This is a genomic window from Micromonospora sp. NPDC049274, from assembly GCF_040678875.1.
Lineage (GTDB): Bacteria > Actinomycetota > Actinomycetes > Mycobacteriales > Micromonosporaceae > Micromonospora.
Window position 1 is genome coordinate 126699 of record NZ_JBFAQS010000009.1, and the last position, 24692, is coordinate 151390.

24 protein-coding genes are annotated in these 24692 nt (G+C 70.0%); 10 read left to right on the plus strand and 14 right to left on the minus strand.

Translation table 11 applies throughout. The features are described from left to right. Positions 1-3: 3 nt before the first annotated feature. Both AB0K10_RS18720 and AB0K10_RS18725 read right to left on the minus strand, forming a co-directional pair. Entirely contained in the window at positions 4-1176 is a 1173-nt protein-coding gene (locus AB0K10_RS18720; RefSeq protein ID WP_363684987.1) for an anhydro-N-acetylmuramic acid kinase, read from the minus strand. 11 nt (positions 1177-1187) lie between these two features. Further along, positions 1188-2753 carry a sodium:solute symporter gene (locus AB0K10_RS18725; RefSeq protein WP_363684989.1) on the minus strand — a complete coding sequence of 522 codons (1566 nt, stop codon included), beginning with the start codon at positions 2751-2753 and terminating at the stop codon, positions 1188-1190. A 187-nt stretch (positions 2754-2940) separates the two neighbouring features. Here AB0K10_RS18725 and murQ point away from each other — a divergent pair, with 187 nt between their 5' ends. After that, on the plus strand, positions 2941-3834 hold the full coding sequence (gene murQ, locus AB0K10_RS18730; protein WP_363684991.1) for an N-acetylmuramic acid 6-phosphate etherase: 894 nt from the start codon (positions 2941-2943) through the stop codon (positions 3832-3834). Positions 3835-3893: 59 nt separating this feature from the next. Here the strand turns inward: murQ and AB0K10_RS18735 are convergent, their stop codons facing one another. From AB0K10_RS18735 to AB0K10_RS18755, 5 genes are all read right to left on the minus strand, one after another. Then, positions 3894-5177 (minus strand): GAF domain-containing protein, encoded by a 1284-nt coding sequence (locus tag AB0K10_RS18735; protein ID WP_363684993.1) that lies wholly within the window; start codon positions 5175-5177, stop codon positions 3894-3896. 149 nt (positions 5178-5326) lie between these two features. Then, complete coding sequence (locus AB0K10_RS18740; protein ID WP_357124207.1) at positions 5327-5596, minus strand: hypothetical protein; 270 nt, start codon at positions 5594-5596, stop codon at positions 5327-5329. A 31-nt stretch (positions 5597-5627) separates the two neighbouring features. Next, the gene (locus AB0K10_RS18745; RefSeq protein ID WP_363684995.1) at positions 5628-7466 is read right to left on the minus strand and encodes a hypothetical protein; all 1839 of its coding nucleotides are present in this window, start codon (positions 7464-7466) and stop codon (positions 5628-5630) included. Further along, positions 7463-7786: an ESX-1 secretion-associated protein gene (locus tag AB0K10_RS18750; RefSeq protein WP_363684997.1), complete on the minus strand. Its 324-nt coding sequence runs from the start codon at positions 7784-7786 to the stop codon at positions 7463-7465. The genes AB0K10_RS18745 and AB0K10_RS18750 overlap by 4 nt, the downstream gene beginning before the upstream one ends. Then, complete coding sequence (locus tag AB0K10_RS18755) at positions 7776-8207, minus strand: YbaB/EbfC family nucleoid-associated protein (protein ID WP_363684999.1); 432 nt, start codon at positions 8205-8207, stop codon at positions 7776-7778. Before AB0K10_RS18755 ends, AB0K10_RS18750 begins: the two co-directional genes overlap by 11 nt. 212 nt (positions 8208-8419) lie before the next feature. Between AB0K10_RS18755 and AB0K10_RS18760 the strand changes: the two genes are divergently transcribed. Then, the gene (locus AB0K10_RS18760) at positions 8420-8656 is read left to right on the plus strand and encodes a hypothetical protein (RefSeq protein WP_363685001.1); all 237 of its coding nucleotides are present in this window, start codon (positions 8420-8422) and stop codon (positions 8654-8656) included. A gap of 263 nt (positions 8657-8919) precedes the next feature. Next, entirely contained in the window at positions 8920-9318 is a 399-nt protein-coding gene (locus tag AB0K10_RS18765) for a ChaB family protein (RefSeq protein ID WP_363685003.1), read from the plus strand. Between the two features lie 44 nt (positions 9319-9362). On the opposite strand, the gene AB0K10_RS18770 is transcribed toward AB0K10_RS18765, so the two are convergent. From AB0K10_RS18770 to AB0K10_RS18780, 3 genes are all read right to left on the minus strand, one after another. Beyond that, the gene (locus tag AB0K10_RS18770) at positions 9363-10070 is read right to left on the minus strand and encodes a GAF and ANTAR domain-containing protein (RefSeq protein ID WP_363685005.1); all 708 of its coding nucleotides are present in this window, start codon (positions 10068-10070) and stop codon (positions 9363-9365) included. Between the two features lie 297 nt (positions 10071-10367). Then, positions 10368-12824 (minus strand): ricin-type beta-trefoil lectin domain protein, encoded by a 2457-nt coding sequence (locus AB0K10_RS18775; RefSeq protein ID WP_363685007.1) that lies wholly within the window; start codon positions 12822-12824, stop codon positions 10368-10370. Between the two features lie 308 nt (positions 12825-13132). After that, positions 13133-14506, minus strand: a complete 1374-nt coding sequence (locus AB0K10_RS18780; protein ID WP_363685009.1) for a lectin — start codon at positions 14504-14506, stop codon at positions 13133-13135. A gap of 841 nt (positions 14507-15347) precedes the next feature. Between AB0K10_RS18780 and AB0K10_RS18785 the strand changes: the two genes are divergently transcribed. Beyond that, positions 15348-16766, plus strand: coding sequence for a glycoside hydrolase family 6 protein (locus AB0K10_RS18785; protein WP_363685011.1), 1419 nt, complete (start codon positions 15348-15350; stop codon positions 16764-16766). A gap of 140 nt (positions 16767-16906) precedes the next feature. Here the strand turns inward: AB0K10_RS18785 and AB0K10_RS18790 are convergent, their stop codons facing one another. Then, on the minus strand, positions 16907-17890 hold the full coding sequence (locus AB0K10_RS18790) for an aldo/keto reductase (protein WP_363685013.1): 984 nt from the start codon (positions 17888-17890) through the stop codon (positions 16907-16909). A gap of 132 nt (positions 17891-18022) precedes the next feature. After that, a complete protein-coding gene (locus AB0K10_RS18795) occupies positions 18023-19243 on the minus strand; it encodes an MFS transporter (protein WP_363685015.1) in 1221 nt (406 codons plus the stop codon). Between the two features lie 214 nt (positions 19244-19457). Between AB0K10_RS18795 and AB0K10_RS18800 the strand changes: the two genes are divergently transcribed. The 5 genes from AB0K10_RS18800 to AB0K10_RS18820 all read left to right on the plus strand — a co-directional run bounded on the left by AB0K10_RS18800 (position 19458) and on the right by AB0K10_RS18820 (position 22724). Further along, positions 19458-20108: a CGNR zinc finger domain-containing protein gene (locus AB0K10_RS18800; RefSeq protein ID WP_363685017.1), complete on the plus strand. Its 651-nt coding sequence runs from the start codon at positions 19458-19460 to the stop codon at positions 20106-20108. A gap of 196 nt (positions 20109-20304) precedes the next feature. After that, complete coding sequence (locus tag AB0K10_RS18805) at positions 20305-20994, plus strand: DUF998 domain-containing protein (protein ID WP_363685019.1); 690 nt, start codon at positions 20305-20307, stop codon at positions 20992-20994. A gap of 68 nt (positions 20995-21062) precedes the next feature. Then, positions 21063-21434, plus strand: coding sequence for a YciI family protein (locus tag AB0K10_RS18810; RefSeq protein WP_363685021.1), 372 nt, complete (start codon positions 21063-21065; stop codon positions 21432-21434). 37 nt (positions 21435-21471) lie between these two features. Beyond that, positions 21472-21660, plus strand: a complete 189-nt coding sequence (locus AB0K10_RS18815; RefSeq protein ID WP_363685023.1) for a hypothetical protein — start codon at positions 21472-21474, stop codon at positions 21658-21660. Next, positions 21633-22724, plus strand: a complete 1092-nt coding sequence (locus AB0K10_RS18820) for a DUF6596 domain-containing protein (RefSeq protein WP_363685024.1) — start codon at positions 21633-21635, stop codon at positions 22722-22724. Before AB0K10_RS18815 ends, AB0K10_RS18820 begins: the two co-directional genes overlap by 28 nt. Positions 22725-22878: 154 nt before the next feature. Here AB0K10_RS18820 and AB0K10_RS18825 read toward each other — a convergent pair whose 3' ends face one another. Then, entirely contained in the window at positions 22879-23178 is a 300-nt protein-coding gene (locus AB0K10_RS18825; protein ID WP_363685026.1) for a helix-turn-helix domain-containing protein, read from the minus strand. Between the two features lie 529 nt (positions 23179-23707). Next, positions 23708-23899: a hypothetical protein gene (locus AB0K10_RS18830; protein ID WP_363685028.1), complete on the minus strand. Its 192-nt coding sequence runs from the start codon at positions 23897-23899 to the stop codon at positions 23708-23710. 19 nt (positions 23900-23918) lie between these two features. Between AB0K10_RS18830 and AB0K10_RS18835 the strand changes: the two genes are divergently transcribed. Beyond that, positions 23919-24623 carry a hypothetical protein gene (locus tag AB0K10_RS18835; protein ID WP_363685030.1) on the plus strand — a complete coding sequence of 235 codons (705 nt, stop codon included), beginning with the start codon at positions 23919-23921 and terminating at the stop codon, positions 24621-24623. The last annotated feature ends 69 nt before the right edge of the window (positions 24624-24692 follow it).

Sequence of the window (24692 nt, forward strand, 5' to 3'; positions counted from 1 at the left end):
CGGTCAGTCGGCGGTGATCAGCAGCCGGTCCGGAGCGGTGTCGACGGGCGCGGGCAGCCGCAGCGGTTGGCGGCCGGGGGTGATGCTGCCGAGCACCGAGGCGTGCCGCGCGCCGGTGCCCGAGGGCAGGGCACCCGGCAGCCCGTGCACGGTCAGGTAGCCCAGCAGCGCGAAGGCCAGCGCCTCCTTGGCGTCCGAGGCGACACCCACCTCGTCGCTGGAGGTCAGGTCGACGCCCGGTAGCTCGTCGACGAGCATGCCCATCAGCGTCGGGTTGTGCGCGCCGCCACCGGACACGACGAGCCGGGTGACGCCCTGCTCCCGACACGCGTCGGCCACCGTCACCGCCGTCAGTCGGGTGAGCGTGGCCAGTACGTCGTTCTTGTCCGGGGTGGGCGCGTCGCCGAGGGCGGTGAGCAGGTACGGCAGGTGGAACAGCTCCTTGCCGGTGCTCTTCGGGCCGGGCAGCCGGTAGTACGGCTCGTCGAGCAGCCGCCGTAGCAGGGCCGGGTTCACCTGCCCGGCCGCCGCGCCGCGCCCGTCCCGGTCGTACTCCTCGGCGCCGCCGGTGAAGTGGCGCACGGCGGCGTCGAGGAGCGCGTTGGCCGGCCCGGTGTCGAACGCGAGGGGATCCGCGTCCGGCGCGACGACCGTGATGTTGGCGATCCCGCCCAGGTTCAGGGCGGCCGGGACGCCGGGCAGGCCCCGCAGCAGCAGCGCGTCGAACAGGGCGACCAGGGGAGCGCCCTGGCCGCCGGCGGCGACGTCGCGGCTGCGCAGGTCGGACACGACCGGAAGGCCGGTGGCCTCCGCGATCCAGGCCGGCTGACCGAGCTGGAGGGTGCCGCGGACCGTACCCGCCTCGACCCAGTGGTGCATGGTCTGCCCGTGCGAGACGACCAGGTCGGCACGGCCGTCGCACAGTTCCGCGACGGCCCGCACGCCCGCCTCGGCGAAGGCCTGGCCGATGCCGGTGTCCAGCACGCAGATGGCCTCGGTGGTGGTCGCCGCGGGTGGCAGGGCCGCGGCGATCCGGGTGCGCAACTCCTGCGGGTACGGGTGGCTGAGCCGGCCCAGCGGTCGCATCCGCAGGGTGTCGCCGTTCAGGTCGAACTCGGCCGCGGCGGCTTCGATGCCGTCGTAGGAGGTGCCGGACATCAGACCGATCACGCGCATCACGTCCTCCTTCATGCCCGGCCGGCCGGCGTTGCCGCGGCGTCGTCGTCGACCTCGTCGCGTCGTCCGTGGTCGTACGGGTTCTCCGGGGCCGGGTGGAACAGGCTAGCCACGGTGCCGACGAACAGGGTGATCAGGACGCCGATCGGCACCAGCCACTGCGCGGCGATGGCGGTCGCGGTGGTGGTACCGGCCGTCGTCACATCGATCTTGACGTAGCGGACGATGTAGGTCATCACCGCCACGGTGACGAGGAAGGCGATGAACGCGTCGACCTGGTTGGCCCGCTTGACGAGGCGGCCCAGCAGGAAGGCCCCGAGCAGCGCGCCGTAGGTGTAGCCGGCGATGGTCAGACCGGTCAGGTAGACGTTTCCGGTGCTGGAGCTGAACGCGCAGGCGAAGATCGCCATCAGCACCGCCCAGACCAGGGTCATCACCCGGGCGAGCCGGAGCATCGCGTCGTCGGACGGGACCTTGCGGAAGAAGCTGTGGATGAAGTCGGCGACCGTGGAGTTCGACATCGAGTTCAGCGCCGAGGACAGCGAGCCCATCGCGGCGCCGAGGATGCCGGCCACCAGCAGACCCGAGATGCCCACCGGCAGGGCGTGCAGGATGAAGCTCGGGTAGAGGTTGTCGCTGCTGGCCAGGCCGAGCTCCTTGAAGGTCTGACCCTTGTTGTACGACCACAGCAGCGCGCCGACCAGCGAGAACGCGGCGAACTGGATGACCACGAAGACACCCGAGGAGATCATCGCCTTCTGCCCGTCGCGCAGCGTGCGGGTGGACAGGATGCGCTGGACGATCAGCTGGTCCGACCCGTGGCTGGCCATCGCGAAGATCGCGCCACCGATGATCGCGGTCGGCAGGGCGAACGGGCTGGTGAGCACGTGCGCGAGGTTGAAGTTGGTGTCGAAGAGCTGGAACTTGCCGGCGTCCAGCGCCTGCGAGTAGCCGTCGAAGCCGACGGCGTGGCTGAGCACCGCGATGGCCAGGATCGCCCCACCGAGGTAGAGCCCCATCTGGATGGCGTCGGTCCAGATGACCGCCTTGATGCCACCGAGGTAGGTGTAGACCACCGTGATCAGGGTGAGGACCACGATGATGGCCTGGTAGCCGACGTGCAGACCGAACTCGTCCAGGAGCAGCTTGATGGGGATGGCCGAGGCGAACAGGCGTACGCCCTCCGCGAGCAGGCGGGTGAAGACGAACGTGATCGACGCCAGACCCTGAAGTTTCAGGCCAAACCGCTCACCGAGGTACTGGTAGGCACTGACGAACCCACCGCGCTTGTAGAGCGGGATGAGCACCGTGGCGACCACGACGCGACCGATGACGTAGCCCAGGGCCAGCTCGACGTTGCCGAACCCCTGCCCGCTGTAGGCCCCACCGGGCACGCTGATCACGGTCAGGACGCTGGTCTCGGTGGCGACCACTGAGAACGAGACGGTCCACCACGGCAGGCGACCCTCGCCCACGAAGTAGTCCTTGGCGGATTTCTGCTTCCCGGACAGGCGTAGTCCGACGAAGGCGATCACCACGAGATACAGCACGATCACGACAAGGTCGAGTTGACGCACGGTTCACTCCCCACCCAGCGGTTGTCAATAAGTGACGTTGGCCCACAGTAACTCGAAACTTTTTGCCACTGCCCGTCCGGGCTGGTTACGCTGTGGTTTCAGCCTGCTGATAGAGGGCGCGTCGGCCCAGCAGGACGCGCCCGGTGGCACTCGGCAGCTGAACACCAGCGAGAGGAACGAACACCGGATGGACCTCAGCACCCTCGGCACCGAGACCCGCAACGACAAGACCAGCGACCTCGACCGGATGTCGCCCACCGAGTTGCTTCTCGCCATGAACGACGAGGACCGCTCGGTCGCGGACGCCGTCCGTCGGGCCGTACCGGACATCGCCGCCGCAGTCGACGTCATCGTGGCGTCGCTCCGCCAGGGCGGACGACTGATCTACCTCGGCGCGGGCACCAGCGGCCGGATCGGCATGCTCGACGCCGTCGAGATCCCACCCACCTTCGGTACGACGCCCGACCGGGTCATCGGTCTGCTCGCCGGCGGGGCACGAGCCTTCGGCGTCGCCGTCGAGGGTGCGGAGGACGACCCGACCCGCGCCGTCGCCGACCTCGACGCGATCGGCCTGACCGCCCGCGACACGGTGGTCGGGCTCGCCGCCAGCGGCCGTACCCCGTACGTGGTCGGCGGGTTGGATCACGCCCGCGCGCGAGGAGCGGCCACCGTCTCCGTCGCCTGCAACACCGACGCGGTGATCAGCCGGCACGCCGACGTCGCCATCGAGGTGCCCACCGGCCCCGAGGTGCTCACCGGCTCCACCCGGCTCAAGGCCGGCACCGCCGAGAAGCTCGTCTGCAACATGCTCTCGACCGCCACGATGGCCCGGCTCGGCAAGGTCTACCGCAACCTCATGGTGGACATGAACGCCACCAACGAGAAGCTCGTCGACCGGGCACGCCGGATCGTCGCCGAGGCCGCCGACACCGACCTCGACACGGCCGCGCGGGCGCTCGCTGCGGCGCACGGGCACGCCAAGACGGCCATCGTGCTGCTGCTAGCTCACTGCACCGCCGAGGAGGCCGCGGCACGGCTGCGCGCCGCCGACGACGACGTCCGGGCGGCCGTCGCGGCCTGACCCCGGCGTCGCACCGAGGCCGGGCGCACCCGCCCGTCGGGGCTGGTGCGCCGGGGTGGTCAGCGGTTGAGGTAGGCGGCCAGGCCGCCGAGCTCCTCGCTGGCAATGAACACGGACCGTACGTTGAGGATCGCCTCCTCGACGTGGGCGTCGCAGCCCCACGCCGCGTCACCCCACGAGTCGGCGATCTTGATCTTCGCCGGTGCGGTGCACCCCTGTGCGCCGCCGAGCTGGCAGTGCTCGGGATGCGGTCGGGCTGCCTGCGCTGCCGCGGCGGCGCGTATCCGGTCGGCGAGTTCCGCGGCGGCGGCCGCACGCTGCTCGGCCTCGGCGCGCAGCTGCCGCTCGGCGCGGACCGCCTTTGCCAGCTCCTCGTTCGCGGCCTTGGCTCGCGCTTCGGCGGCTGTCTTCGCCTGCTCGACGTGATGGCGTTCGATGGCCAGGGCAGCGGTGTCGGCGAAGACCCGGGCCAGAGCCAGATCGGTGTCCTGCGGGACGCGCGGGGTGCGGTGGTACATGGCGAAGGTGCCCAACAGGCTGCCGTCGCGGGCCAGGATCGGCATCGACCAGCAGGCGGCGAGCCCGGCCCGCTCGGCCAGGGCGCGGAAGTCGTCCCAGAACGGGTCGGTGCCGATATCGGTGACGATGACCGGCTCCCGCCGGTACGCGGCGGTGCCGCACGAGCCGACACCCTCGCCGGTGGCGATCCCGTCGATGGCCTGGTTGTAGAACTCGGGCAGGCTCGGTGCGGCGCCGTGGCGCAGGTGCTGGCCGTCCGGATCGGCGAGCAGCACGGAGACGAGCACCTGGTCCGGTGCCAGGTTCTCGATGCAGCGTGCCATCCCGTCGAGCACCTCGGCCAGGGGCGCCTGGCGGGCGATCTGCTCCAGCATGGCGCGGTGCTCGGCCATCAGCCGCTGGGCGTGCTTGACCTGCGTGGTCTCCACACCGATCACGCGGATCCCGGTCACGGTGCCGCCGGCGTCGCGGCGCGGCTCGTAGGTGAAGTCGAAGAACGCCTCCCGCGCGTGCGGGCCGGTGCCCAGCACGATCCGGGCGTCCCGACCCGTGTAGGGCTCACCCGTGCGGTAGACCTCGTCCAGCAGATCGACGAAGCCCTGACCGGCCAACTCGGGCATCAGCTCGATGACCGGAACCCCGGTGCGCGCCCGCTCCTCACCGATGGTCACGAAGAACGCCGGATTGGCCGTCTCCACCACATGCGTGGGCCCCACGAGCGACGCGAAAACCGCGATGGACTGCCCGAACAGCGCCCGCAGATCCTCCTCGGCCGCCTCCCCGGTACGCACCGCAGTCGACCGCTGGCCCGATATCGCCGCCATGCCGTGGTCGCCCCTCTCCTGTCCGGCTTCGTCGGATGACCCATGGTTCGTCGCCCGCTGACGGTCGCCAGAGTACGGGGAAGACCGCGAGACCGCCGTGCGGCGTGGCGATGGTGAGGCAGCGGCAGTCGTACCGGTGCGGTGGCGGCTCAGTCGCTCTCGTCCACGAACTTGTAGTAGCTCGCGCGGAATCGTTGCAGCAGGGCGCGCATGAACTCCGGGCCGGCCTCCGGCGACACCCGGTGCGCGCCGGCCGGCACGCCGTTGTCGTAGAAGTCCTGTGCGACCGCACCCCACTCCGGATCGAGAATGGTCAGCGACACCGGTTGGCCGGGCTGCCAATTGAACTCGGCCACCCGATGTTTGGTGTGCTTGGCGAACGTGTACAGCGCCACCCTGGTCGCCGCCTGCTCGGTCATGCCTGCCTCCTGGTTCACCACGGCCCACTCACTACGGGCTCGGCGGGCGGAAGGCGTTCCACGCCTCGCCCGTGATCGTGCCCCGGGCACGGATCTCGTTGAAACGGTCCATCGCACCGGACAGCGCCTGCTCACTCAGGCCGGTGCCGCGCAGCCGGTCGGCCAGCACCGCCGGGTCGGTGTCCTGGAGTCGGGCCATCGTCTCCGGGCTCAGCGGCCGGTTCATCTGCTGTGTCACGAAGTCCGAGCGCAACGGCTCGGCGTTCGACTCGGGGAACGAGTAACCGTGGTCGATGGCGACCAGCCGGCCGTCGGGCCCGGTCAGGTAGTTAAGCATGTGCCGGTCGGTGTTGCCGCTGATGTAGTCGAGGACCGCCATCCGCTCGCCCTCGGCGGTCGAGTAGGCGTTGGCGGGGCGGCCCGGGGTCACGTTCTCCACGAACTCCTGCATCGACCCGGCCCCGTGCGGCCCGTCCCAGCGCGCCGTCGTCGGCACCAGCCCGAAGCCCAGATCCTCGTCCAGGCGCGAGGCGGCGACCTCACGCGGGGCCAGCTCGTTCTCCGGAATGCTGGAACGCACCTGGACGAACTCGTTCTCCGGCACGTTCGGCTTGTAGACGCCGCGCGTACCGTCGGTGAACGTGACCTCGTGCGCGTCGTTGACGTGTCCGCCGGGGTCGAGTTCGACCATGCTGTGCACCTCCCTGCCGAGCAGCCGCAACTCTGCCTCGCTCGCATGATCGGGCATCAGCGGATCGGCTGTGGACCCGGGCTCCCCGGTGTCGGGCCCGTCGGCGTCCGGCGGATCGTCGGCGTCGTGCGCCGGACCGCCGTCATGGCCTGACCCGCCGTCATGGGCTGGCCCGCCGCCGTGCGGTGGTCCTCCGGCGTGGCCTGGCCCGCCCGCCGGTGCTCCGGCCGGTCCGCCGTGCGCCGGGCCGCCGCCGGCAGGCCCCGGCTCGCGGTCGAAGTCGGGTGGCCAGTCGTCCTGCCGTGCCCACGGCGGCGGCTGCCCGCCGCCGGCCGGATCCGTGTAACCGCGCGCACCCGGGCCGGGGGCCGGCATGTCGGTGGAGCTCGACCCGCCAGGGGTACGCCGGAGACCGCTCAGCGCCGTCCGGAGGGTGTCGAGCAGTTCGCCGAGCTTGGACAGGATCGGCCGCAGGCGGCTGACGCTGCGGGCCAGCGCCGTGAGGAGCCCGGCGACCTTGGCGGCCCACTTGGCGACAAGCGAGGAGACCTGCGCCGCGACCAGCGGAGTGGCCGCGCCCAGGGTCAGGCCGGCCTCGGCGAGCCACACCCACAGCCGGACGGCGAGGACCGAGACGAAGTCGGCGATCAGATCCCGGACCAGCTCCCGGACCAGGGCCACGAGCAGGCCCGCGCCCTCCACGACGGTGCCGATCAGATCGGTGGCGTCCGCCAGGCCGGCGAGGTGGCGCAGGTGCTGGTCGCTGTAGCGGCGGTACGCCTCGGACGCGGGACCCGTCCAGGTGGCGATCTCGGTGCGGACCGCCTCGGACAGGGCGGTGGCCTGATCGCTGACGTGTCGGGAGACGTTGTGCCACGTCTGCGCGTACGCGGTGATCTGGTCCGGGTCGCCGGCCAGCCAGTCGAGGGCGTCGGAGAGCGGCTTGACGTGCTCGATGAGCCAGGCGACCCCCCACGAGACGACCGACCCGATGGGGTCGACGCAGGTCGCCAGCACCTCCATCGACGTGCCGACGCCGCCGATGGTCACGTCGACCCAGGAGCCGCTCTCGATGCCGTTGCGCAGGTCGACCAGGCTCTCGACGAGGCCGACGCCGCTGTACGCGGTGGTGGTGTCCTGCCGGGCGGCGATCAGCGGGTTCGCCACGTCGGTGCTCATCGGTGCATCCGCCCGAGGGAGGCCGAGATCGTTCCGTCCGTGTGGTGGTAGGCGTCCACAGTCCCGTCGAGCGCACCGGCCGCGCTGTGCAACGCCTCCTGCGCCGCCGCGAGCGCGTCCACGGCCGGGCCCTGGAGGAAGTCCAACAGGAAGGGGAGCGCCTGGCAGACAGGCAGGTGCCCGTACGCGTCCGCGCCCATCTGCACGTACGCGGCCGCGTCGTGTGCGGCGCCGATCCCCCCGGAGATCCGGTCGACGGAACGGGCGTGCGCGGTCACCGCCGCAGTGGTGACCTCGAACCCGGCTGCCTCAGCGCCCACGGTCACCCCACCCGGCGTACCCCGGCTCGTCTTCCTCGGTCACCTCGGGGAAGCGCGACTCGTAGCTGCCGACGACGGCGCGGGCGGTCTCGGAGTCGGCGCCGACGGTCTCCGCCGCGGCCTCCGCCACCTGCGGGGCCAGCCGGCCCTGCGCCCGGCGCATCACCGCCAGCACCTCGGCGGCGATCTCGTCCGCCCGCCAGCTGAGCACCCGATGGTCGAGGCGGAGGTCGGTCATGGCCCCGGACGCGGCGACGGTCACCTGGACCGCGCCGTCCGCACCCTCGGCTGTCGCCGACATCGCCGCCACCCGGTCGGACAACTCCTGCGCCCGGGCGGCCCGCTCGGAGATGCCCGCCGACCAGGAGGCGACGAACCGCTCGGTCGCCGCGTCGAAGTCACCGCTGGGAAACTGCGCCATCAGACCTCCCCCGTGTGACGGCTGCCGGCCGCCTCCAGGGTCAGCCTGACGCGGCGCGGCCAGCACACGATACGCCCTGACTCTCCGACATGGAGTCCGCCGACGGGGAGGTGGGGGACGCCCGCCCGGTCCAACCGGTCCGACTGGTGCGGTGTGCCAGGGGCGAGCCGGGGTAGCGGTAGGGGAGACGGCGAATTCCTGAGGAGGACAAGATGACCGAGCCCAGGTACGTACCGATCGGGTTGGCCGCCGCCGGGCGGTTGACCGAGGACGACGGCGACGGCGCCACCTCCGGCGGGGAGGTCGTCGGCGCGGACGACGCGGCGGCGGACGCCGCCCGGGCCGGTGCCGACGTGGACCTGTCCCGTGCGAACCGCGACGGTGACGGCACCCCGGTCGGAAGAGCGGACGCCGAGGCCGACCGGGACCGCGCCGCTCGCGACGGGTGACCGCCACAAGCCAGCAGCCGCCGCGCCCCGCAGCCTTCCGCTGCGGGGCGATCGGTTCCGGGCACGAGCCGGTGACGGACGGCATCGTGCAGGCCGCCCGGTTCCGAGGCGGCTGTCGTTTCTCGGTCCCGAGCAAGAGGTAACCCCGCTCCTGCGGCGGAGACCTGTCCAGCGGCAGCTTCTCGGATCTCCCGCCGAAGCGAGCGTTTGGTGCCCTGCTGGGGCGGGCACGTCACCCAGGACAGTCGAGGAGAGGAGCGACGATGCCGGCACGGAAGGACATGCCCAGCACCCTGAAGCGATCCCCGAAGAAGGCACAGGACACCTACGTGGAGGCGCACGACTCGGCGGTCGACTCGTACGGCGAGGGCGAGCGCGCCCACCGCACGGCGTTCGCGGCGGTCAAGCACTCCTTCGAGAAGGTGGGCGACCACTGGGAGCCGAAGAGCAAGAAGGGGCCGAGCGACGAGAAGGCCGCTGGCGGCCGTGGTTCCTCCGGCAGGACCGCCGGTGGAGTCGACGCCAACGCCAGCAAGGAGCACCTGATGGGCGTGGCGAAGAAGCTCGACATCCGCGGCCGGTCCCGAATGAGGAAGTCCGATCTCGTCGAGGCCATCCGCAAGGCCAACAACACCAGCACCCGCAACGCCCGCGGCAGATAACCCCAGCGGAGCGCGGGTGTCCGCAGCGCTCCGGTGGCCAGCGCTCAGGTGTCCCGGGCGGCCCGGTCGACGAGGGCCCGGGCCACGTCGCGGACCTTGCGGTTGGAGCCCTGCGACACCTTCGACAGGACCGCGAACGCCTCCTCAGCAGTGCAGCGGCGTTCGGCCATGATGATGCCCTTGGCCTGCTCGATGACGGCGCGGCTGGCCATCGCCTCCTGCATCTGGCGGGCGAGGGTGGCCGTACTGTCGTAGAGGTGCGCGTTGGCCAGGGCGACCGCGGCGTACGCGGCGAAGGTCTGTAGCACGGTGATGGTGTCGTCGTCGAAGGCGTGCGGGGTGTGGGCGTAGACGTTCAGCGCGCCGACGACCGCCTCCTGGATCGGCAGGCCGATCGACACGGAACTGCCCAGCCCCGACTTCTGTCCCAGGTCGGCCCATTCCGGCCACCGGTCCTCGGCGGCAAGGTTCGGTACCGACAGGATGCCACCGCTGGCGGCGGCCTCCAGGCACGGGCCGCGCCGGTGCGCGTACTGCCGTTCGTCCATGTCGAGGGCCAGGTCGTCGGTGAACGCCGCGGTGTGCGCGGTCCTGCTGCGGACCAGGGTGACGGACACCTCCACCGGAGGGGACAGCACCCGCTTCGCCAATTCCGCGACGCGTTGCAGGACGTCGTCGAGCCTCATCTCCCCGAGCCGGATGCGACCGAGTTCGGCGAAGGCATCGGCGGGGTCCATCGGCGTACGGGGCATGGCACCAGGTCCTCAGGGCCGGCGCGCCCGCCACCAGAATCGGACCGGGGATGAGTGCGCGGATGGCGGCCCACGCGTGGCGGACCGCTGCACGGACCCACCGGGGCGGATTCGGGACCAACGCCGTTGCGTGACGCCGATTCGCCACACCCGATCCGGCGGATGTGAGCTACAGGCCCGTCACGATACCCCCGCCCCGGCGGTGCGCGCCGGTGGCGACATGGCGACGGCCGGCCGCTCACCTGAGCGGCCGGCCGCCACGAATCGCGTACGGGTCCTCGTGCGGACGTCAGCCCGTCAGCCGCGGATCCACTGCTGGTTGCTGCCACCGGTGCAGGTCCAGATCTGGACGGCGGTGCCGTTGGCGGTGCCCGCGGCGTTGACGTCCAGGCAGAGCCCCGACGCGACCCCGGTGATCGTGCCGTCGGCGTTGACGCGCCACTGCTGGCCACCACCGCCGTTGCAGGTCATGATCCGTGCGCGGCTTCCCGCTGCGGTGCCCGCCACGTCGAGGCACTTGTTGCCGTAGACGGTCAGTTGGTTGCTCGCGGTAAGCGTCCACTGCTGGTTGGCGCCGCTGTTGCAGTCCCAGATCTGCACGACCGAGCCGTCGGCCTGGCTGGCGCCGTTGACGTCCAAGCACCGGTTGGAGCCGGCGCCCCGGATCGCGGTGGTCGCACCCGGATTCCCGGAGCTGCCGACCGGTGTGATGGTGAGGTTGTCGAACTGGGCGGTGACTCCCTGACCCGTGCCGTACCCGATCTGGCCGGCGACCCAGGTCGAGTCGGAGACCGTGCCGACGGTGTTGCCGTCGATGGCCGCGGTGAGGGTGCTCCCGTTGAGCGTCAGCGACAGCTTGTGCCAGCGGCCGGTACCCAGCGCCGAGGTGTTTCCGCTGGCCAGCGTGCGCCAGTTACCGCTTGTGTTGTTGCTCCGGATGGACCACGCGCCACCGTCGGTCACCCGGAAGTAGTAACCGTTGAGGTTCTGCGGCCCCTGGTGGTTGTACGTGTTGGCGCGTCCGATGAGCTGTGCATATCCGGACTTCTCCAGCAGCACGTCCGAGGAGACCGTGTAGTTGCGCCACGACAGGTCACCCAACAGGGTGTACGGCTCGGCCTGGCCGGACGTCCAGAAGATCGGCGTCTGCTCCGACATTTGGCGTACGCACTGGCCTGCGCGACCAGCGGCGCAGCCGGCGATCTCGAACGAGCCCTGCTGGTCCATCAGGTACTTCGCCTCGCGCCCGACGGCGTAGCTGTCGAAGGTGTCGCTGTACGGCAGCGCCAGGTTGCCCGAAGCCGGGCTGGTCGCCGTGCTCTTACCCTGACCGGTGGTGGTGGTGATGCTGTAGACGTAGCCGGGCTGGACGGTGAGCGAGAAGCGCCCGCCGCTCGGCGTGATGTCGCTGCCCCGGACGAAGTGGTCGGCGGTGTTGTTCGACCGGACGTTCGTCGACCAGACGTGCACGGCGCCGGTGGACAACCCGCCGGTGACTGTGAAGTCGAGGGTCTGCGCGGAGCCGGCGTCCATCGTCTCGATGATGGTGCTGTAGTCGCTGTTGTTCGTGGACTTCAGCGAGACGTAGCTGCCGTTGTTGCGGTTGCCGCCGAGGTAGCCGCTCGAGGAGTCGAGGTAGCGCCAGCCCGGGGCGGTGAACTGGGTGGTCTGCGCCATCACCCAGGTGTTCTTGCCGATGGAGTACGCGCCGGACCAGGGCTGCTGGGCCACCGCCACGCCCGTGGTCGCCCAGGGGATGTTCGGGGTGATGGCGGCGATGGCGGGCCAGTTGATGTAACCAGTCATCTTGCCGTCGATGTAGCCGCGGTTGATGCCCCTGGCGAGGGCCTGCGCTCCGGCGTTGTAGTCGTCGGAGCCGTTCTCACTGGCCCAGAGCTGCTTGCCGGTGGAGACCGCGTTGCCGGAGCTGGGGCAGCTGGTCTGGGCGCTGCGGTAGCCGCAGACGTAGTGGCTGCCGAAGACCTGTACGGCGTTGGCGAACGCCGGGTCGCGCAGCGATTCGTCGGCGGCGCCCCAGCCGAAGTCGTCCGAGGCGACGATCTTCACGCTGCTGTAGCCGTGGGAGTTGAGGGCGGAGCGGAGGTTCTTGTACCAGCTGGCGTTGTAGCCCTTCTCGTTCCACCCGCCGAGGTAGTTGATGGTCAGCCCGTGGGTGGCCGCGCAGTCCAGCCAGGCCACCAGGTAGTCGATCGAGTCCTGGGACCAGAAGTTGCGGTTCCCGATCCAGCCCGGCGCTCCCCAGGCCAGGCCCGCCAGGGCGATGTTGGCGTTGCGCGACCTCGCCTGCTCCATCAGCCACCACTCGTAGCCCCGGTTGCAGTTGATGCTGCCGCGGGTGTGCTCGTGGCTGGGCTCGGCGCCGGAGGTGGAGTTGGTGTCCCCGCCGACCTCGGTCTTCAGCAGCTGCATGGCAGCGCCGCGGCCCGGCTTGAACAGGTAGTCCAGGATGTCACTGCGCTGGGGCTCCGGGTAGTCGATAAGCAACCTGCTGTTGCCGCCACCGCCACTGACCGCGCCGATCCCGTCGAGTGCCCGTCCACCGGACCCACCGTTGATCGTGATGGCGGTTGCCGCCTGGGCGGGGGAGGCGAACCCGGTCAGCACGGCCGCCGCCAGCACCACCGCCCCCGCTAACGATGCGGCCAACCGACGCGGACGCCACGTGCTCCGCCACGACCGGCGGCGTGGCCCGTCGTCGTCAGTGCTGTGCCGATGATTCTCTCTGTCGAACATCTGGCTCGCCTCCCCAGGCTTCTCGGCCCCGGAGCCGTACGGCGCATCGAGCTGCCGTACCACGCAGGAGGCCGCCTATCGAAGATCTTTAATGAAAAGACGTCATATGTTAAGCACCGGATCGATCGTCGGTCAACGCCCTCTGAACAGCCGTTTCGCCGATCGGGTCCGTGACCTCCGGCGACGGGGTCGCCGAGATTTCGGCCGATAGATCTGATGAATTTCGGTCGGGCGGAGCCGGCGGCCGCCCCGAGTGGTTCGGCCGCCGGCTCGTGCCCGTGCAGATCCCTACCGATGCCCGGCCGGGCTCAGCTGCGGCTCCATCGTTGGTTGGCCGCGCCGTTGCAGTCCCAGATCTGGACGCGCGTGCCGTTGGCCGTACCGTTGCCGACCACGTCCAGACACCGGCCCGAACCGACACCTGTGATCGAGCCGTCGGCGTTGGACCGCCACCGCTGGTTGGGCTGGCCGTTGCAGTCCCAAATGATCACCGAGCTGCCGTTCGCGGTGCCGGCGCCGTTGACGTCAAGGCACTTGCCACCGAAGACGCGCAGCTCCCCGGCCGCGGTCGAGGTCCAGCTCTGGTTGCTCTGACCGTGGCAGTCCCAGATGATCGCCGCCGCGCCGTTGGTCTGCGTGGCGCCGTTGACGTCGAGGCACCGCCCGGAGCTTCCGTTGCGCAGGGCGGACGTGCCGCTCGGCGGCGGGGTGGTGGTAGGGCTTGCCGTCGGCGACACGGTCGGGGTCGGCGTGGGATCGGTGCTGCCGAACTGGGTGAAGAACCTCCACACCTCACCCTTGGTCCAGGTCCGGGCGCCGCTGTCCCCGCCGCCGTCCACCGGGCCGGGGCCGTGCCCGCCGTCGAAGGCTGCCCACACCACCGGGTAGCCGGATCGGCAGCCGGAGTAGGTGGTGGTGATGTGGGTCAGGCTGCCCGCCCTCGGCTCGGGCGGGTTCTGCGCGGTGCACCCGTTGTTGCGGACGAACCTGTCCCGCAGGGACCGTCCGGCGGAGATGTTGAGCACCGGGTCCCCGATGCCGTGAATGCCCATGTACGCGATCGGCTGGGTGCCGCCGCTGCATCCGCTGAGCTGCCCGCCGGAGTAGACCGCGACGGCGCGGAAGACGCCGGCCCGGGAGCAGGCAAGCGAATAGCTCATGCCTCCGCCGTAGCTGAAGCCGAGCGCGAAGAGCTGCGTCGTGTCGACGCACAGGTCCGCCTCGATCAGGCTGATCATGTTGTCGACGAAGGTGACGTCCTGGCCGTTGGGGTTGGCCCAGCCGTTGCCGTTGCCCTGGGGGGCGACGAAGATGGTGCTGTTGTTCGCCTGCTGCCGCAGCCCGTAGTAGGACCAGGCCGCCCCGTCCGACCCGCCGCCGTCGACGTCGTTCATGGTGCCGCCGTTCCAGTGGAACCCGAAGATCAACCGGTACGGGTGGTTCCGGTCGTAGTTGTCGGGGATCCGCAGGATGAAGCTACGGTTCTGGCCGCTGCTCTGGATCGACCGTTGACCGCTTGTCAACGTGGGCGCCTTGCCGCACCCGGCGGTCGCCGCGGCCGGTGTCATGTCCGCGGCCGACGCGGTGGTGCTCAGACCGCCGGTCAGTGCCGTCACGCCCACTGTCGCGACGAGAAGCGCCGCCGTCGCGAGTGAACCAAGGATGGGTCTACGTCTTGTCATGATGGGGCTCCCGCCACTCGGCACGAACTGATTCAGGTGCAGGGGTCCACGGCGACTCCCACACCGCCACGGCATGCCACTCCTGGTCGCCCCCGCCGGCCACACTCACCGTGGATGAAACTCCGGAAGGCGAGGCGGCCACGGCACCCGGCCGGCTCATCGCCAGAGCCTCTCGCCACTGGTCTCGCTGCCCGGGCGTGACCAGGTGGTCGTCGAATCGCTGGTGGCCCACACCGTGCGCGCCCGAACACCACGCGACCAACCGTCGGACGGCGCCGGAGCACACGCCTCGGCGTCGAATCGATTCGGCCCGACGCTAGATCGCACAGTGAAATATGTCAATGCCGTGTCCGGCAGGTTGCGGCCCGGAGACCCGTGCGATGGCGGCCAGCCGTACTGTCGCGCCGACCGGCACCTGACCGCGCTGCGGTGGCGGCGTCAAGCTCGACCGGCCGCCGCAGCGCGAGCAGGGATCAGGACACGGAGAGCTTCCTGGCGGCCCGGTCGGCGAGGGCTTGGGCACGTCACTGCGTCAGGTGCGCAGTGTCTGGCTGGGGCTGCTGCCGTGGTGACGGCGGAACGCGAGTTGCAGCCGACATGCAGCGGGTGGATCGCCGATCGGGCCTTGCCGGGGCGATCCGGCGGGTGCCCTTGGTCAAGCAGTCGGGCAGGGGCACCCGTGTCCCACCGTTCGCGTCGCCATCCGATGCGGGCGAACATCGGCGACTCCGAATCTATCGACGACCGTGTACGTCTTGGCAGCGGCGCGTGCCTCCGCTACCGTCCATGGGAACGCTCCCACAAAATTGGAAACGTCTATGTGACCAGGAGGCAACACGTCGTGGCTATCCTCTCGTCGCTCCGTCGCAGATCGGCGGTCACCAGCGCTGCGGCCGTCGTGGGCGCCGCCGCCATCGGCGTCTGCCTCGCCGTGAGCAGCGCCTCCGCGGGCACGCTCTCCGGGTCGCTCTACCGCGACCCGAGTTCGGCAGTCATCCGCTGGGTCGCCGCCAACCCCGGCGATTCGCGTGCCGCCGTCATTCGCGACAAGATCGCGAGCCAGCCGCAGGCCCGCTGGTTCGCCAACTTCAACCCGTCGACTGTGCAGTCCGAGGTCTCCGGGTTCATCGGCGCCGCCAACGCGGCGCAGCAGATCCCGGTGCTCGCGGTCTACGAGATCACCAACCGGGACTGCGGCGGCGCCAGCGCCGGTGGTGCGCCGGATCTCAACCAGTACCAGACGTGGGTGTCCAACTTCGCCCGGGGGCTGGGCAACCAGACCGTCATCATCATCCTGGAGACCGACTCCCTGGCCCTCACGACGTGCCTGAGCAGCGGCGAGCTCAACGCCCGTAACCAGGCGATCTCGACGGCCACCCGGACCATCAAGTCGGGCAACCCCAACGCCAAGGTCTACCTCGACGGCGGCCACTCCACCTGGAACAGCGCGGGTGAGACGGCCAACCGGCTCCGGGCCGCAGGCGTGCAGTACGCCGACGGCTTCTTCACAAACGTGTCGAACTTCAACTCCACCTCCAACGAGGCGAACTTCGGCCGGAACGTCATCTCCTCCCTCAACGGCATGGGCCTCTCGGGCAAGCGCCAGGTCATCGACACCAGCCGCAACGGTGGTGCCAGCGGGGACTGGTGCGGCGACGACAACACCGACCGGCGCATCGGCCCGTACCCGACCACCAACACCGGCGACGCCAACATCGACGCGTACCTCTGGGTGAAGCCGCCGGGTGAGGCCGACGGGTGCCGCTTCACGGCCGGATCGTTCCAGCCCGACCTGGCCTTCAGCCTGGCCAACGGTGCCCCCAACCCACCGACGACTGCGCCGCCGACGACTGCGCCGCCGACCACGGCTCCGCCGACGACCGCGCCGCCGACCACGGCGCCGCCCACCACCGCGCCGCCGACCACGGCTCCGCCCACGACCGCGCCGCCCACCACGCCGCCGCCGACCGGTAACGGCTGCTCCGCCTCGGTGGCGGTCAACCAGTGGAACGGCGGATTCACCGCGAGCGTGACGGTCAGCGCCGGCTCCGCGAGCATCAACGGCTGGACCGTGACCATCACGCTGCCCGGCGGTGCCGCGATCACCGGCGTGTGGAGCGCCCAGGCCAGCGGCGCCAGCGGAACCGTCCGGTTCACCAACGTGAGCTACAACGGACAGGTCGGCGCCGGGCAGTCGACAAACTTCGGCTTCCAGGGCACCGGCACCGGGCCGGCCGCGGCCATCTGCGCGTCCGCCTGACCCCACCCGACAGTGCGGCGGGCCCGGCGCGGAGGATCACCCTCCGCGCCGGGCCCGCTGCCTCCTGCGGTATGGACCGGAAGAACCAACGCCATCCTTCGGAGGCCAGGATCGCTGTTTCCGGGCTCAGCGGGAGTTGGTCAGCGCTCGATCACCCGCATCTGCTCGTCGGTGTGGTGACCACCCTCGGCGACGGGCAGCGCGGTGAGGGTGGCGACCTGTTCGGCCGTCAGCGTGACGGTGTCCGCCGCGACGTTCTCCTCAACACGGCTCACCCGCTTGGTGCCGGGAATGGGGACGATGTCGTCGCCCTGGGCCAGCAGCCAGGCCAGGGCGACCTGTCCCGAGGTCGCACCCGCCTGGTCGGCGACCGCCTGCACCTGGTCGGCGATGCGCAGGTTGCGCTGGAAGTTCTCCCCGGTGAAGCGCGGGTGGTTCTTGCGGAAGTCGCTGTCGTCGAGGCGCTCGACGTCCGCCGGGGACCGCAGGGCGCCGGTGAGGAAGCCGCGGCCGAGCGGGGAGTACGCCACCAGCCCGATGCCCAGCTCGCGCAGCACCGGAAGGAGCTGTTCCTGGTCACGGGTCCACAGCGAGTACTCCGACTGCAGAGCGGTGACCGGGTGCACGGCGTGGGCACGCCGGATGGTGTCGACCCACGCCTCGGACAGGCCCACGTAGCGGATCTTGCCCTCCTGCACCAGGGCCGCGAGCGCGCCCATGGTGTCCTCGATCGGGGTGCTCTGCTCGACGCGGTGCTGGTAGTACAGGTCGATGTGGTCGGTGTCGAGGCGCTTGAGCGAGCCCTCGACCGCAGTGCGAATGTTGTCCGGGCTGCTGTCCAGGCCGCCCGGGACGCGGCCGTCGTGCGAGATGAGGCCGAACTTGGTGGCCAGTACGACCTGGTCGCGGCGGCCCCGCAGGGCGCGGCCGACAAGTTCCTCGTTGGTGTACGGGCCGTAGATCTCCGCGGTGTCGATCAGGGTGACACCCAGTTCGAGAGCCCGATGAATGGTGCGGATCGACTCGGCATCGTCGCTGCCGGCGCCGCTGTAGCCGTGCGACATTCCCATCGCACCCAGCCCGATGCGGGCAACCTCAAGCTCACCCAACTTCACCGTACGCATGCTGTTCTCCCTGTCGTTCGTCGGTCCCTCGAGCACACACCGCTGTGAGGTCTCCGCGGAGCCCCTCCGCAAACCTCGCGGTCCGGGGTCACCTCATCCACGGGACCTGCTGCACAAGGCGGGTCACGGGACTCAAGAGTGAGCAGCGGGTTGCCCGACCAACTGTCGCTCGGAATCGTGACCGGCAGTTCCGAGCTCTCTCCGTCGTCTGCGAGACAGCTCGTGGCAGGCGAGCAACGCGAACGCTCCGGCCGTCAGCAGCCCTCCGAACAACGGGATGACGCGCACCCCGGCAGTCGCCAACAGGCCCGCACCGATGAGCGAGCCGGCCGCGAGGCCGAGGTTGAACGCGACGCTGAGGCTGGCCGACGCCATGTCGGTGGTCGACGGAGTCACCTGCATGATGCGGTGCTGGAGCCCCGCGATCAGCGAGCTGAACGACATTCCCGCCACGGCGAGCAACGGAATCGTCAATGCCTTGTGCGTGCCGACACCGTAGAGGCCGAGCATCGCGGCAGTGAGGAGCCCGAGCAGACCCAGCACCACACCGAGCGGAAACCGGTCCAGGACCCGACCGGCAGCCCAGGTGCCGACGACGCCGAACGAACCTTGGACGAAGAGCAGCACGCCGAGGGATGCGGCGGCGAACCCACTGACGTCGAGGAGGAAGACGGTCATGTAGGTGAACGCGCCCATGGCGCCGGTGACCGCGAGGACGGTGGCGACGAGGAGCACGGCGAAGCGATGTCGATCAGGCATCGACCCGATGTCGCCGGCACTGTCCTGCGGTGTGACGCTCGGCAGGAGCAGGACGACTGCGGCGCAGATGACGAAGCCGAGGACGGCCATCGCGACGAAGGCGGCCCGCCACCCGGCCTGCCCGCCCAACCAGGTGCTCAGCGGCACGCCGAGAACCGGGCCGAGCGCGTTGCCGATCGACAGCCGAGCCACGATGCGGCCTCGGATGTTCGCGGGGAACATCGAGATCGCCACGGGGAACACCACGGCCCAGAAGACACCGTTGGTGGTGGCGGACACCAGCCGCGCGGCGAGCAACATCTCGTAGGAGGTTGCGAAGGCCGACACCGTCGTCGCCGCGGCGAACACACCGAGGGTGCCGGCGAGCAGCGGACGCCGGGGCACTCGCCGAGTCACCCGGGTCAGCGGGAGCGCCACGATCATGACCACCACCGCGTACCCGGTCACCAGCAGACCGGCCTCGGACCTCGAGCGCCCCAGGTCCGGCGCGATGAGCGTGAGCAGCCCGATCGGGAGCACCTCGGTGGTGACGTAACAGAAGGTGGCGGCGGACAACGCGGCGAGGGCATAGACCGCGCGTCGTTGGTGCGTCATCGGCTACCTCCGAGATCCAGGGCAGGGTGCAGCAAGAGCTGCCACGCAGGCGGTAAGCCTCGATCGTCAAGACCTGATTCCGGCTAACCGCGTTTTGACGGTAGCATAGACAACTAATAATCCCTTGTCGTGTCCGTGCTGTCAGTCCTTTCAGGCGAGGCAGTGGCACCTTCGGCCAACCTCCAGCGACGGTTTTGGTGGTAGCGTTGCCGCCATGTCGCTCGACGTGTGCCAGCTACCGTTGGTCGGCGGGCATCCCGCGCTCGACCTGGTCAACACGCTCGAGCGAGGGGGCACGTCGCCGCACGACTTTCTGTCCGACAGCTCCGCTCTGCTGCGCTGGTCGGTCCGGGTGGGCGTGCTCAACGACGCGGCCGCCGAGCAGGTTGACCGGGCGTGGCGCGACGAGCCCGCGGCGGCGCACGCCGGACTGGCCGCCGTGCGCGACATCCGGGATGGGCTGTTTCTCGTGCTGCTCGCCGCGATCACCGACGCGCACGGTGCTTCGGCGGGTGACCCTGTCGCGGCCGGCGCCGCGCTCGTCGCACTCCATCAGCGCTGGTCCGGCGCGGCCGCCCGAGCACGACTCGTGCTCGACCCGCCGCGGGTACGCCTGGCCTACGGCACCGTGCCGGCCATGCTGGTGCCCGACCGGATCGCCGAGGCCGCCCTCGACGTCATGCTGACGGCCGACCTGACCCGGGTGCGCCGCTGCCCGGTGCCCGAGGGTGGCTGTGGCTGGCTGTTCCTCGACCAGAGTCGCAGTGGCTCCCGCCGTTGGTGCCGCATGGCCGACTGCGGCAACGCCGTGAAGGCACGACGGCTCACCGAGCGTCGCCGCGCCGCCCGCGCATCCCACTCGTAGGCGGTCGGCGACGGCTGCGTGTGCTGTCCCGCGCCGGAGCGCACCCACGTCGAGACCGAGCCTGCATCGAACACGGCAGGGGCGATCATCGTGCCCTCGGAAAGAATCTTGGGACGGGTTGTCGAAGTCGCGTCCGGTCGTTCGAGGGACCGGGTGAGGGGCCGGACAAGCCGGCCCGCCGCGAAGGGCAACGACCATGACCGAGCAGATGACCACCACCGCGTCGACCGCGCTGACCTGCGACCCGGCGGTCAGGGTCACGAAATCCCTCTTGGCGTACGGCGTCCTCGCCGGCCCGTTGTACGTCGCGGTGTCGCTGGTCGAGGTGTTCACCCGGTCCGGATTCGACCCGACACGGCACGCCTGGAGCATGCTCAGCAACGGTGACCGAGGGTGGATCCACATCACGAACTTCCTGGTGAGCGGTCTGCTGACCCTCGTGTTCGCGGTCGGACTGCGGCGGGCGCTGGAGGGTGGGCCCGGGGCGCGCTGGGCACCGAGGCTCATCGGCGCGTACGGCGTGAGCCTGATGGCCGCCGGTCTGCTGCGCGCGGATCCGGGGTTGGGTTTCCCGGTCGGTACGCCGGACGGCCCTGGGACGATCAGCTGGCACGGCTACGGTCATTTCGCTGCCGGGGCCGTCGGGTTCAGTTGCCTGATCGCGGCGTGTTTCGTGCTGGCCCGCCGCTTCGCCGCCGAGGGCGCGACCGGTTGGGCCAGGTCCTCGCGGGGCGTCGGCGTGGTGTTCGGCGCCGGCTTCCTGGGTCTGACCGCGGGTGCCGGCGCCGCCTGGAGCATCCTCGCCTTCACCGCTGCCGTACTGCTGATTTCGGGCTGGCAGGCAGCCGTCGCGATCGATCGCTACCGACGCGTGTCGCGGCACTGATCGTCAGCACAGTCGAACCACACTTGTTCCGAGCCAATCCGGAGTGCACAGACCCGCGAGGAGAAGAAATGCGTTATCTGGTGATTCTCAAAGCAGCGCAGCCCGACGGCCCGCCGCCTGCCGAGCTGATGGAGGCCATCGCGAAGCTCGGTATGGACGCCACGAACGCCGGCGTGATGCTCGACATGGGCGGGCTGGCTCCCACCGCGAACAGCGCCCGGATCGCGGTCGACGCCGGTGGGCTCAGCGTCGTCGACGGTCCCTTCGCCGAGGCGAAGGAGCTGATCAGCTACGTGGTGTACGAGGTCCGCTCCAAGGAGGAAGCTGTCGAATGGGCCGGCCGGTTCATGCGGCTGCACCGTGACCTGTGGCAGGGCTGGGAGGGGGAGGCTGAGGTCTCGCGGGTCTTCGGGCCGGAGGACTTCGCACCACAGGGATGAGCGGGCGAGCACGTCGATGGTGGTTGGATCGGTAGCCATGACGGCTACCGATCCCTATCGCGTTGTCGAGGCGGTCTGGCGGATCGAGGCAGCTCATCTCATCGCGAAGCTGACCCGGATCCTGCGCGATGTCGGCCTGGCCGAGGAGATCGCCCAGGACACCCTCGTCATCCGCTTGAACAGTGGCCGAAGCAGGGCGTGCCGACGGATCCCGGGCCGTGGCTGATGGCCACCGCCAAGCACCGGGCGATCGACCTCGTCCGGCGGCGGATCCGGTACGGCGAGAAGCTCGCCGAAATAGGCCGGGCCCTGGAAATCGCGCCGGTCGACGAGCAGGACGCCGTGGACGACGCGTTGGACGACCACGTCGGCGACGACCTGCTGCGGCTGATCTTCATCTCCTGCCATCCGGTGCTGTCGACAGAGGCGCGGACCGCGCTCACCCTGCGCGTGCTCGGCGGACTGAGCACCGAAGAGATCGCCCGGGCCTTCCTCGTCGCCGAATCGACAGTTGGTCAACGGATCGTGCGGGCCAAGCGCACCCTGGCCGCCAAACGAGTGCCGTTCGAACTCCCGCCGCCGGATCAGCTCGCCCAGCGGCTGACCTCGGTCCTGGAAGTCCTCTACCTGATCTTCAACGAGGGATACTCGGCGACCGCCGGCCAGGACTGGATGCGGCCCGACCTCTGCCGGGAGGCGTTGCGGCTGGGCCGGGTGCTGGCCGGGCTGATGCCGGATCAGGCCGAGGTGCACGGGCTGGTGGCGCTGATGGAAATCCAGTCGTCGCGGACGTGGGCGCGCACCGACGGAGCCGGTGCGGCAATTCTGCTCGGCGATCAGGACCGGACCCGATGGGACCTGCTGCTGATCCGGCGCGGCCTCGCCGCCCTGGCTCGGGCACAGGAGATCGGCGGCATACTCGGACCGTTCGTGCTACAGGCCGAGATCGCCGCCTGTCACGCCCGAGCCCGGTCTACGCAGGAGACCGACTGGTCACGAATCGCGGCGCTCTACCTGGTGCTCTCCCACGTGTGGCCGTCACCGGTCGCCGAGTTGAACCGGGCGGTCGCGGTCGGAATGGCCCAGGGAGCGGCCGAGGGACTGGCCATTGCTGACCGGGTGCAGGCGAGTGGGGCGCTGGACCAGTACCCGCTGCTTCCCGCCGTACGCGCCGACCTCCTGGCGAAGCTCGGTCGGACGGCCGAGTCCCAGCAGGAGTACGCGCGAGCCGCCGCGCTGACTCGCAACGCCAAAGAGCGAGAGATCTTCCAGGCGAAGGCGGGCGGCTGAAGCCCGGGAGACTGAGTCCGCTGCGGGGGTTGCCGTCGACGCGGGGCCGCAAGCGGTAGGTGGGTGGGCGCGCCGGGCACGGGACCTGGTGTCCCGGCCCGCGAGGGGTGCGGAACGCCGACGGCATCACCCGACATCGTGCGGCCAGCGACCCTCACTGCGGCTTTTCGTTCTGTCGGAGGGCTTCCTCAAGTTGGTCTTCCAGGATGATGATCCGGCAGGCCGCCTCCAAGGCGGTGCCGCCGTCGACCATCTCGCGGGCCCGGGCGGCCAGGCGCAGCTGGTAGCGCGAGTAGCGGCGGTGCCCGCCGCCGGAGCGGTGCGGGTCGATCAGTTTCGCCTCGTCCAGCCGGCGCAGGAAATCCTGCGTGGTGCCGAGCATCTCCGCAGCCTGCCCGATGGTGTAGGCGGGGTAGTCCTCGTCGCCGAACATGTCTTCGGGGTTTCGCCCCATGTCACCTCCACGTCGAGGGCCCCGGCGCGTAAGCGCCGGGGCCCAGGGTTACGGGTCAGAACACCATCTGCCGACAGGAACGTCGGCTCTTCGTATCCACACCAGCCGTCACTGACGGCAACGGGTGCGAGGATCGCATATGCGTGACCGGAGACCACCTCTCGTTCGATGGAAACTGCGGTGTCCGCCCGGCCTGACATGACGGCCGACGGCGGGCGATCCAACGGTGTACGGCCCTCCCTTTCCTCTGCATCTCTTCATCTTGCTGACGTGCAGTCCACCGGTGTCGGAGCCCACGCAACTTCACGGCCCCGTACACGTGCGGCGAACATCAGCTGGAGCCCTGAACAGTTCCTTGGCCCCACCTGCGGTGCCCCGTCGCGCATCATGCCGGGGCTGACGTGCTTACTGCCGTTCTGGAGCAGGAACAGGGTCCTGCTCCGACGCCCGTCGTGACCTCACGGCCGGGCGGTCCGTCTGCGTCTTTGTATCTCTCTGCTCGCTACCTGAGGAACAGTATCCCCCAGCCTCAAGGATGTCTAGTCGTTTGAGCATAGATTTTCTGGCTGGCCGCTCCGAGGTCCAGCGAGCAGTCGAGGACGAGAGGGGTCTCCGGCTGCGCGACGAGCAGGGTCGCCAAAGATTTCGAAGAATATTTCTGGATGGCGGCAACCTGCGGGCGACGGATCGCATGTACCCCGTTGTAAGCGACGATCGCCACGATCCATAGGGGTCCGCAAATGTCTGCACGTCACCTCCTGCTGCTGCCCGTTGCCACTGTCCTCATTGGACTGTCTGCCTGCGACTCCGGGGAGCCGGCCGGTCCGAGCCCGGCCGCATCCGCTCCGACGTCGGCTGCTGCGGCCGCTGGCACTCCCAGTGCGTCGCCCGCGGCGGCCGGAGTAGCCGATTGCCCCTCCGGGACGACCCTGCAGACGCTTGTCGAGCTGCCGAAGGGCTGGTCCTTCGGGGAAGTGAAATGCTTCAAGGACTGGGCCACGGCCGATCCGCAGGGCCCGACGGCGGGTGACGGCGTCTACCTTTTCCACTTCGTGGCCGGGACGGGCTGGAAGTACTACGACCAGGGCAGCGACTGGGACTGCAAGGATCTCGGTCTCAGCGAGCCGGCGCCGTTCTGCTCCTCGGATCCGGTGGAGACGGCGCCGAAGCCAAAGCCGAAGCCGTCGAGCGGTACGGCCACCAGTGCCAAGTGCCCTTCAGCGAAGACCCTCCAGGCCCTGGTCGAGCTCCCGAAGGGCTGGACCTTCGGCACTGTCGAGTGCGTCAAGGACTGGGCGGGCGCCGATCCGCAGGGCCCGACCGCCGGTGACGGCTGGTACCTCTTCCACTTCGTGGCCGGTACGGGCTGGAAGTACTACGGCGATGGCAGCGGATACGACTGCGTGGACCTCGGCCTCAAGGAGGCGCCGTTCTGCATCTCCTGATCGGGTAGACCGCTGTCGTTTGCTGTGGCGCACACCGGCTATGGTGTGCGCCACAGTCAACCGGCCGCA

Excerpts from the sequence above, each read along its gene's own strand:
- AB0K10_RS18770 (WP_363685005.1), bottom strand. The coding sequence starts at position 10,070 with ATGCCCCGTACGCCGATGGACCCCGCCGATGCCTTCGCCGAACTCGGT.
- AB0K10_RS18815 (WP_363685023.1), top strand. The coding sequence starts at position 21,472 with ATGACGGCTACCGATCCCTATCGCGTTGTCGAGGCGGTCTGGCGGATC.
- AB0K10_RS18755 (WP_363684999.1), bottom strand. The coding sequence starts at position 8,207 with ATGGCGCAGTTTCCCAGCGGTGACTTCGACGCGGCGACCGAGCGGTTC.
- AB0K10_RS18740 (WP_357124207.1), bottom strand. The coding sequence starts at position 5,596 with ATGACCGAGCAGGCGGCGACCAGGGTGGCGCTGTACACGTTCGCCAAG.
- AB0K10_RS18720 (WP_363684987.1), bottom strand. The coding sequence starts at position 1,176 with ATGCGCGTGATCGGTCTGATGTCCGGCACCTCCTACGACGGCATCGAA.
- AB0K10_RS18775 (WP_363685007.1), bottom strand. The coding sequence starts at position 12,824 with ATGTTCGACAGAGAGAATCATCGGCACAGCACTGACGACGACGGGCCA.
- AB0K10_RS18780 (WP_363685009.1), bottom strand. The coding sequence starts at position 14,506 with ATGACAAGACGTAGACCCATCCTTGGTTCACTCGCGACGGCGGCGCTT.
- AB0K10_RS18745 (WP_363684995.1), bottom strand. The coding sequence starts at position 7,466 with ATGAGCACCGACGTGGCGAACCCGCTGATCGCCGCCCGGCAGGACACC.
- AB0K10_RS18790 (WP_363685013.1), bottom strand. The coding sequence starts at position 17,890 with ATGCGTACGGTGAAGTTGGGTGAGCTTGAGGTTGCCCGCATCGGGCTG.
- AB0K10_RS18765 (WP_363685003.1), top strand. The coding sequence starts at position 8,920 with ATGCCGGCACGGAAGGACATGCCCAGCACCCTGAAGCGATCCCCGAAG.
- AB0K10_RS18760 (WP_363685001.1), top strand. The coding sequence starts at position 8,420 with ATGACCGAGCCCAGGTACGTACCGATCGGGTTGGCCGCCGCCGGGCGG.
- murQ (WP_363684991.1), top strand. The coding sequence starts at position 2,941 with ATGGACCTCAGCACCCTCGGCACCGAGACCCGCAACGACAAGACCAGC.
- AB0K10_RS18735 (WP_363684993.1), bottom strand. The coding sequence starts at position 5,177 with ATGGCGGCGATATCGGGCCAGCGGTCGACTGCGGTGCGTACCGGGGAG.
- AB0K10_RS18795 (WP_363685015.1), bottom strand. The coding sequence starts at position 19,243 with ATGACGCACCAACGACGCGCGGTCTATGCCCTCGCCGCGTTGTCCGCC.
- AB0K10_RS18825 (WP_363685026.1), bottom strand. The coding sequence starts at position 23,178 with ATGGGGCGAAACCCCGAAGACATGTTCGGCGACGAGGACTACCCCGCC.
- AB0K10_RS18835 (WP_363685030.1), top strand. The coding sequence starts at position 23,919 with ATGTCTGCACGTCACCTCCTGCTGCTGCCCGTTGCCACTGTCCTCATT.
- AB0K10_RS18805 (WP_363685019.1), top strand. The coding sequence starts at position 20,305 with ATGACCGAGCAGATGACCACCACCGCGTCGACCGCGCTGACCTGCGAC.
- AB0K10_RS18800 (WP_363685017.1), top strand. The coding sequence starts at position 19,458 with ATGTCGCTCGACGTGTGCCAGCTACCGTTGGTCGGCGGGCATCCCGCG.
- AB0K10_RS18810 (WP_363685021.1), top strand. The coding sequence starts at position 21,063 with ATGCGTTATCTGGTGATTCTCAAAGCAGCGCAGCCCGACGGCCCGCCG.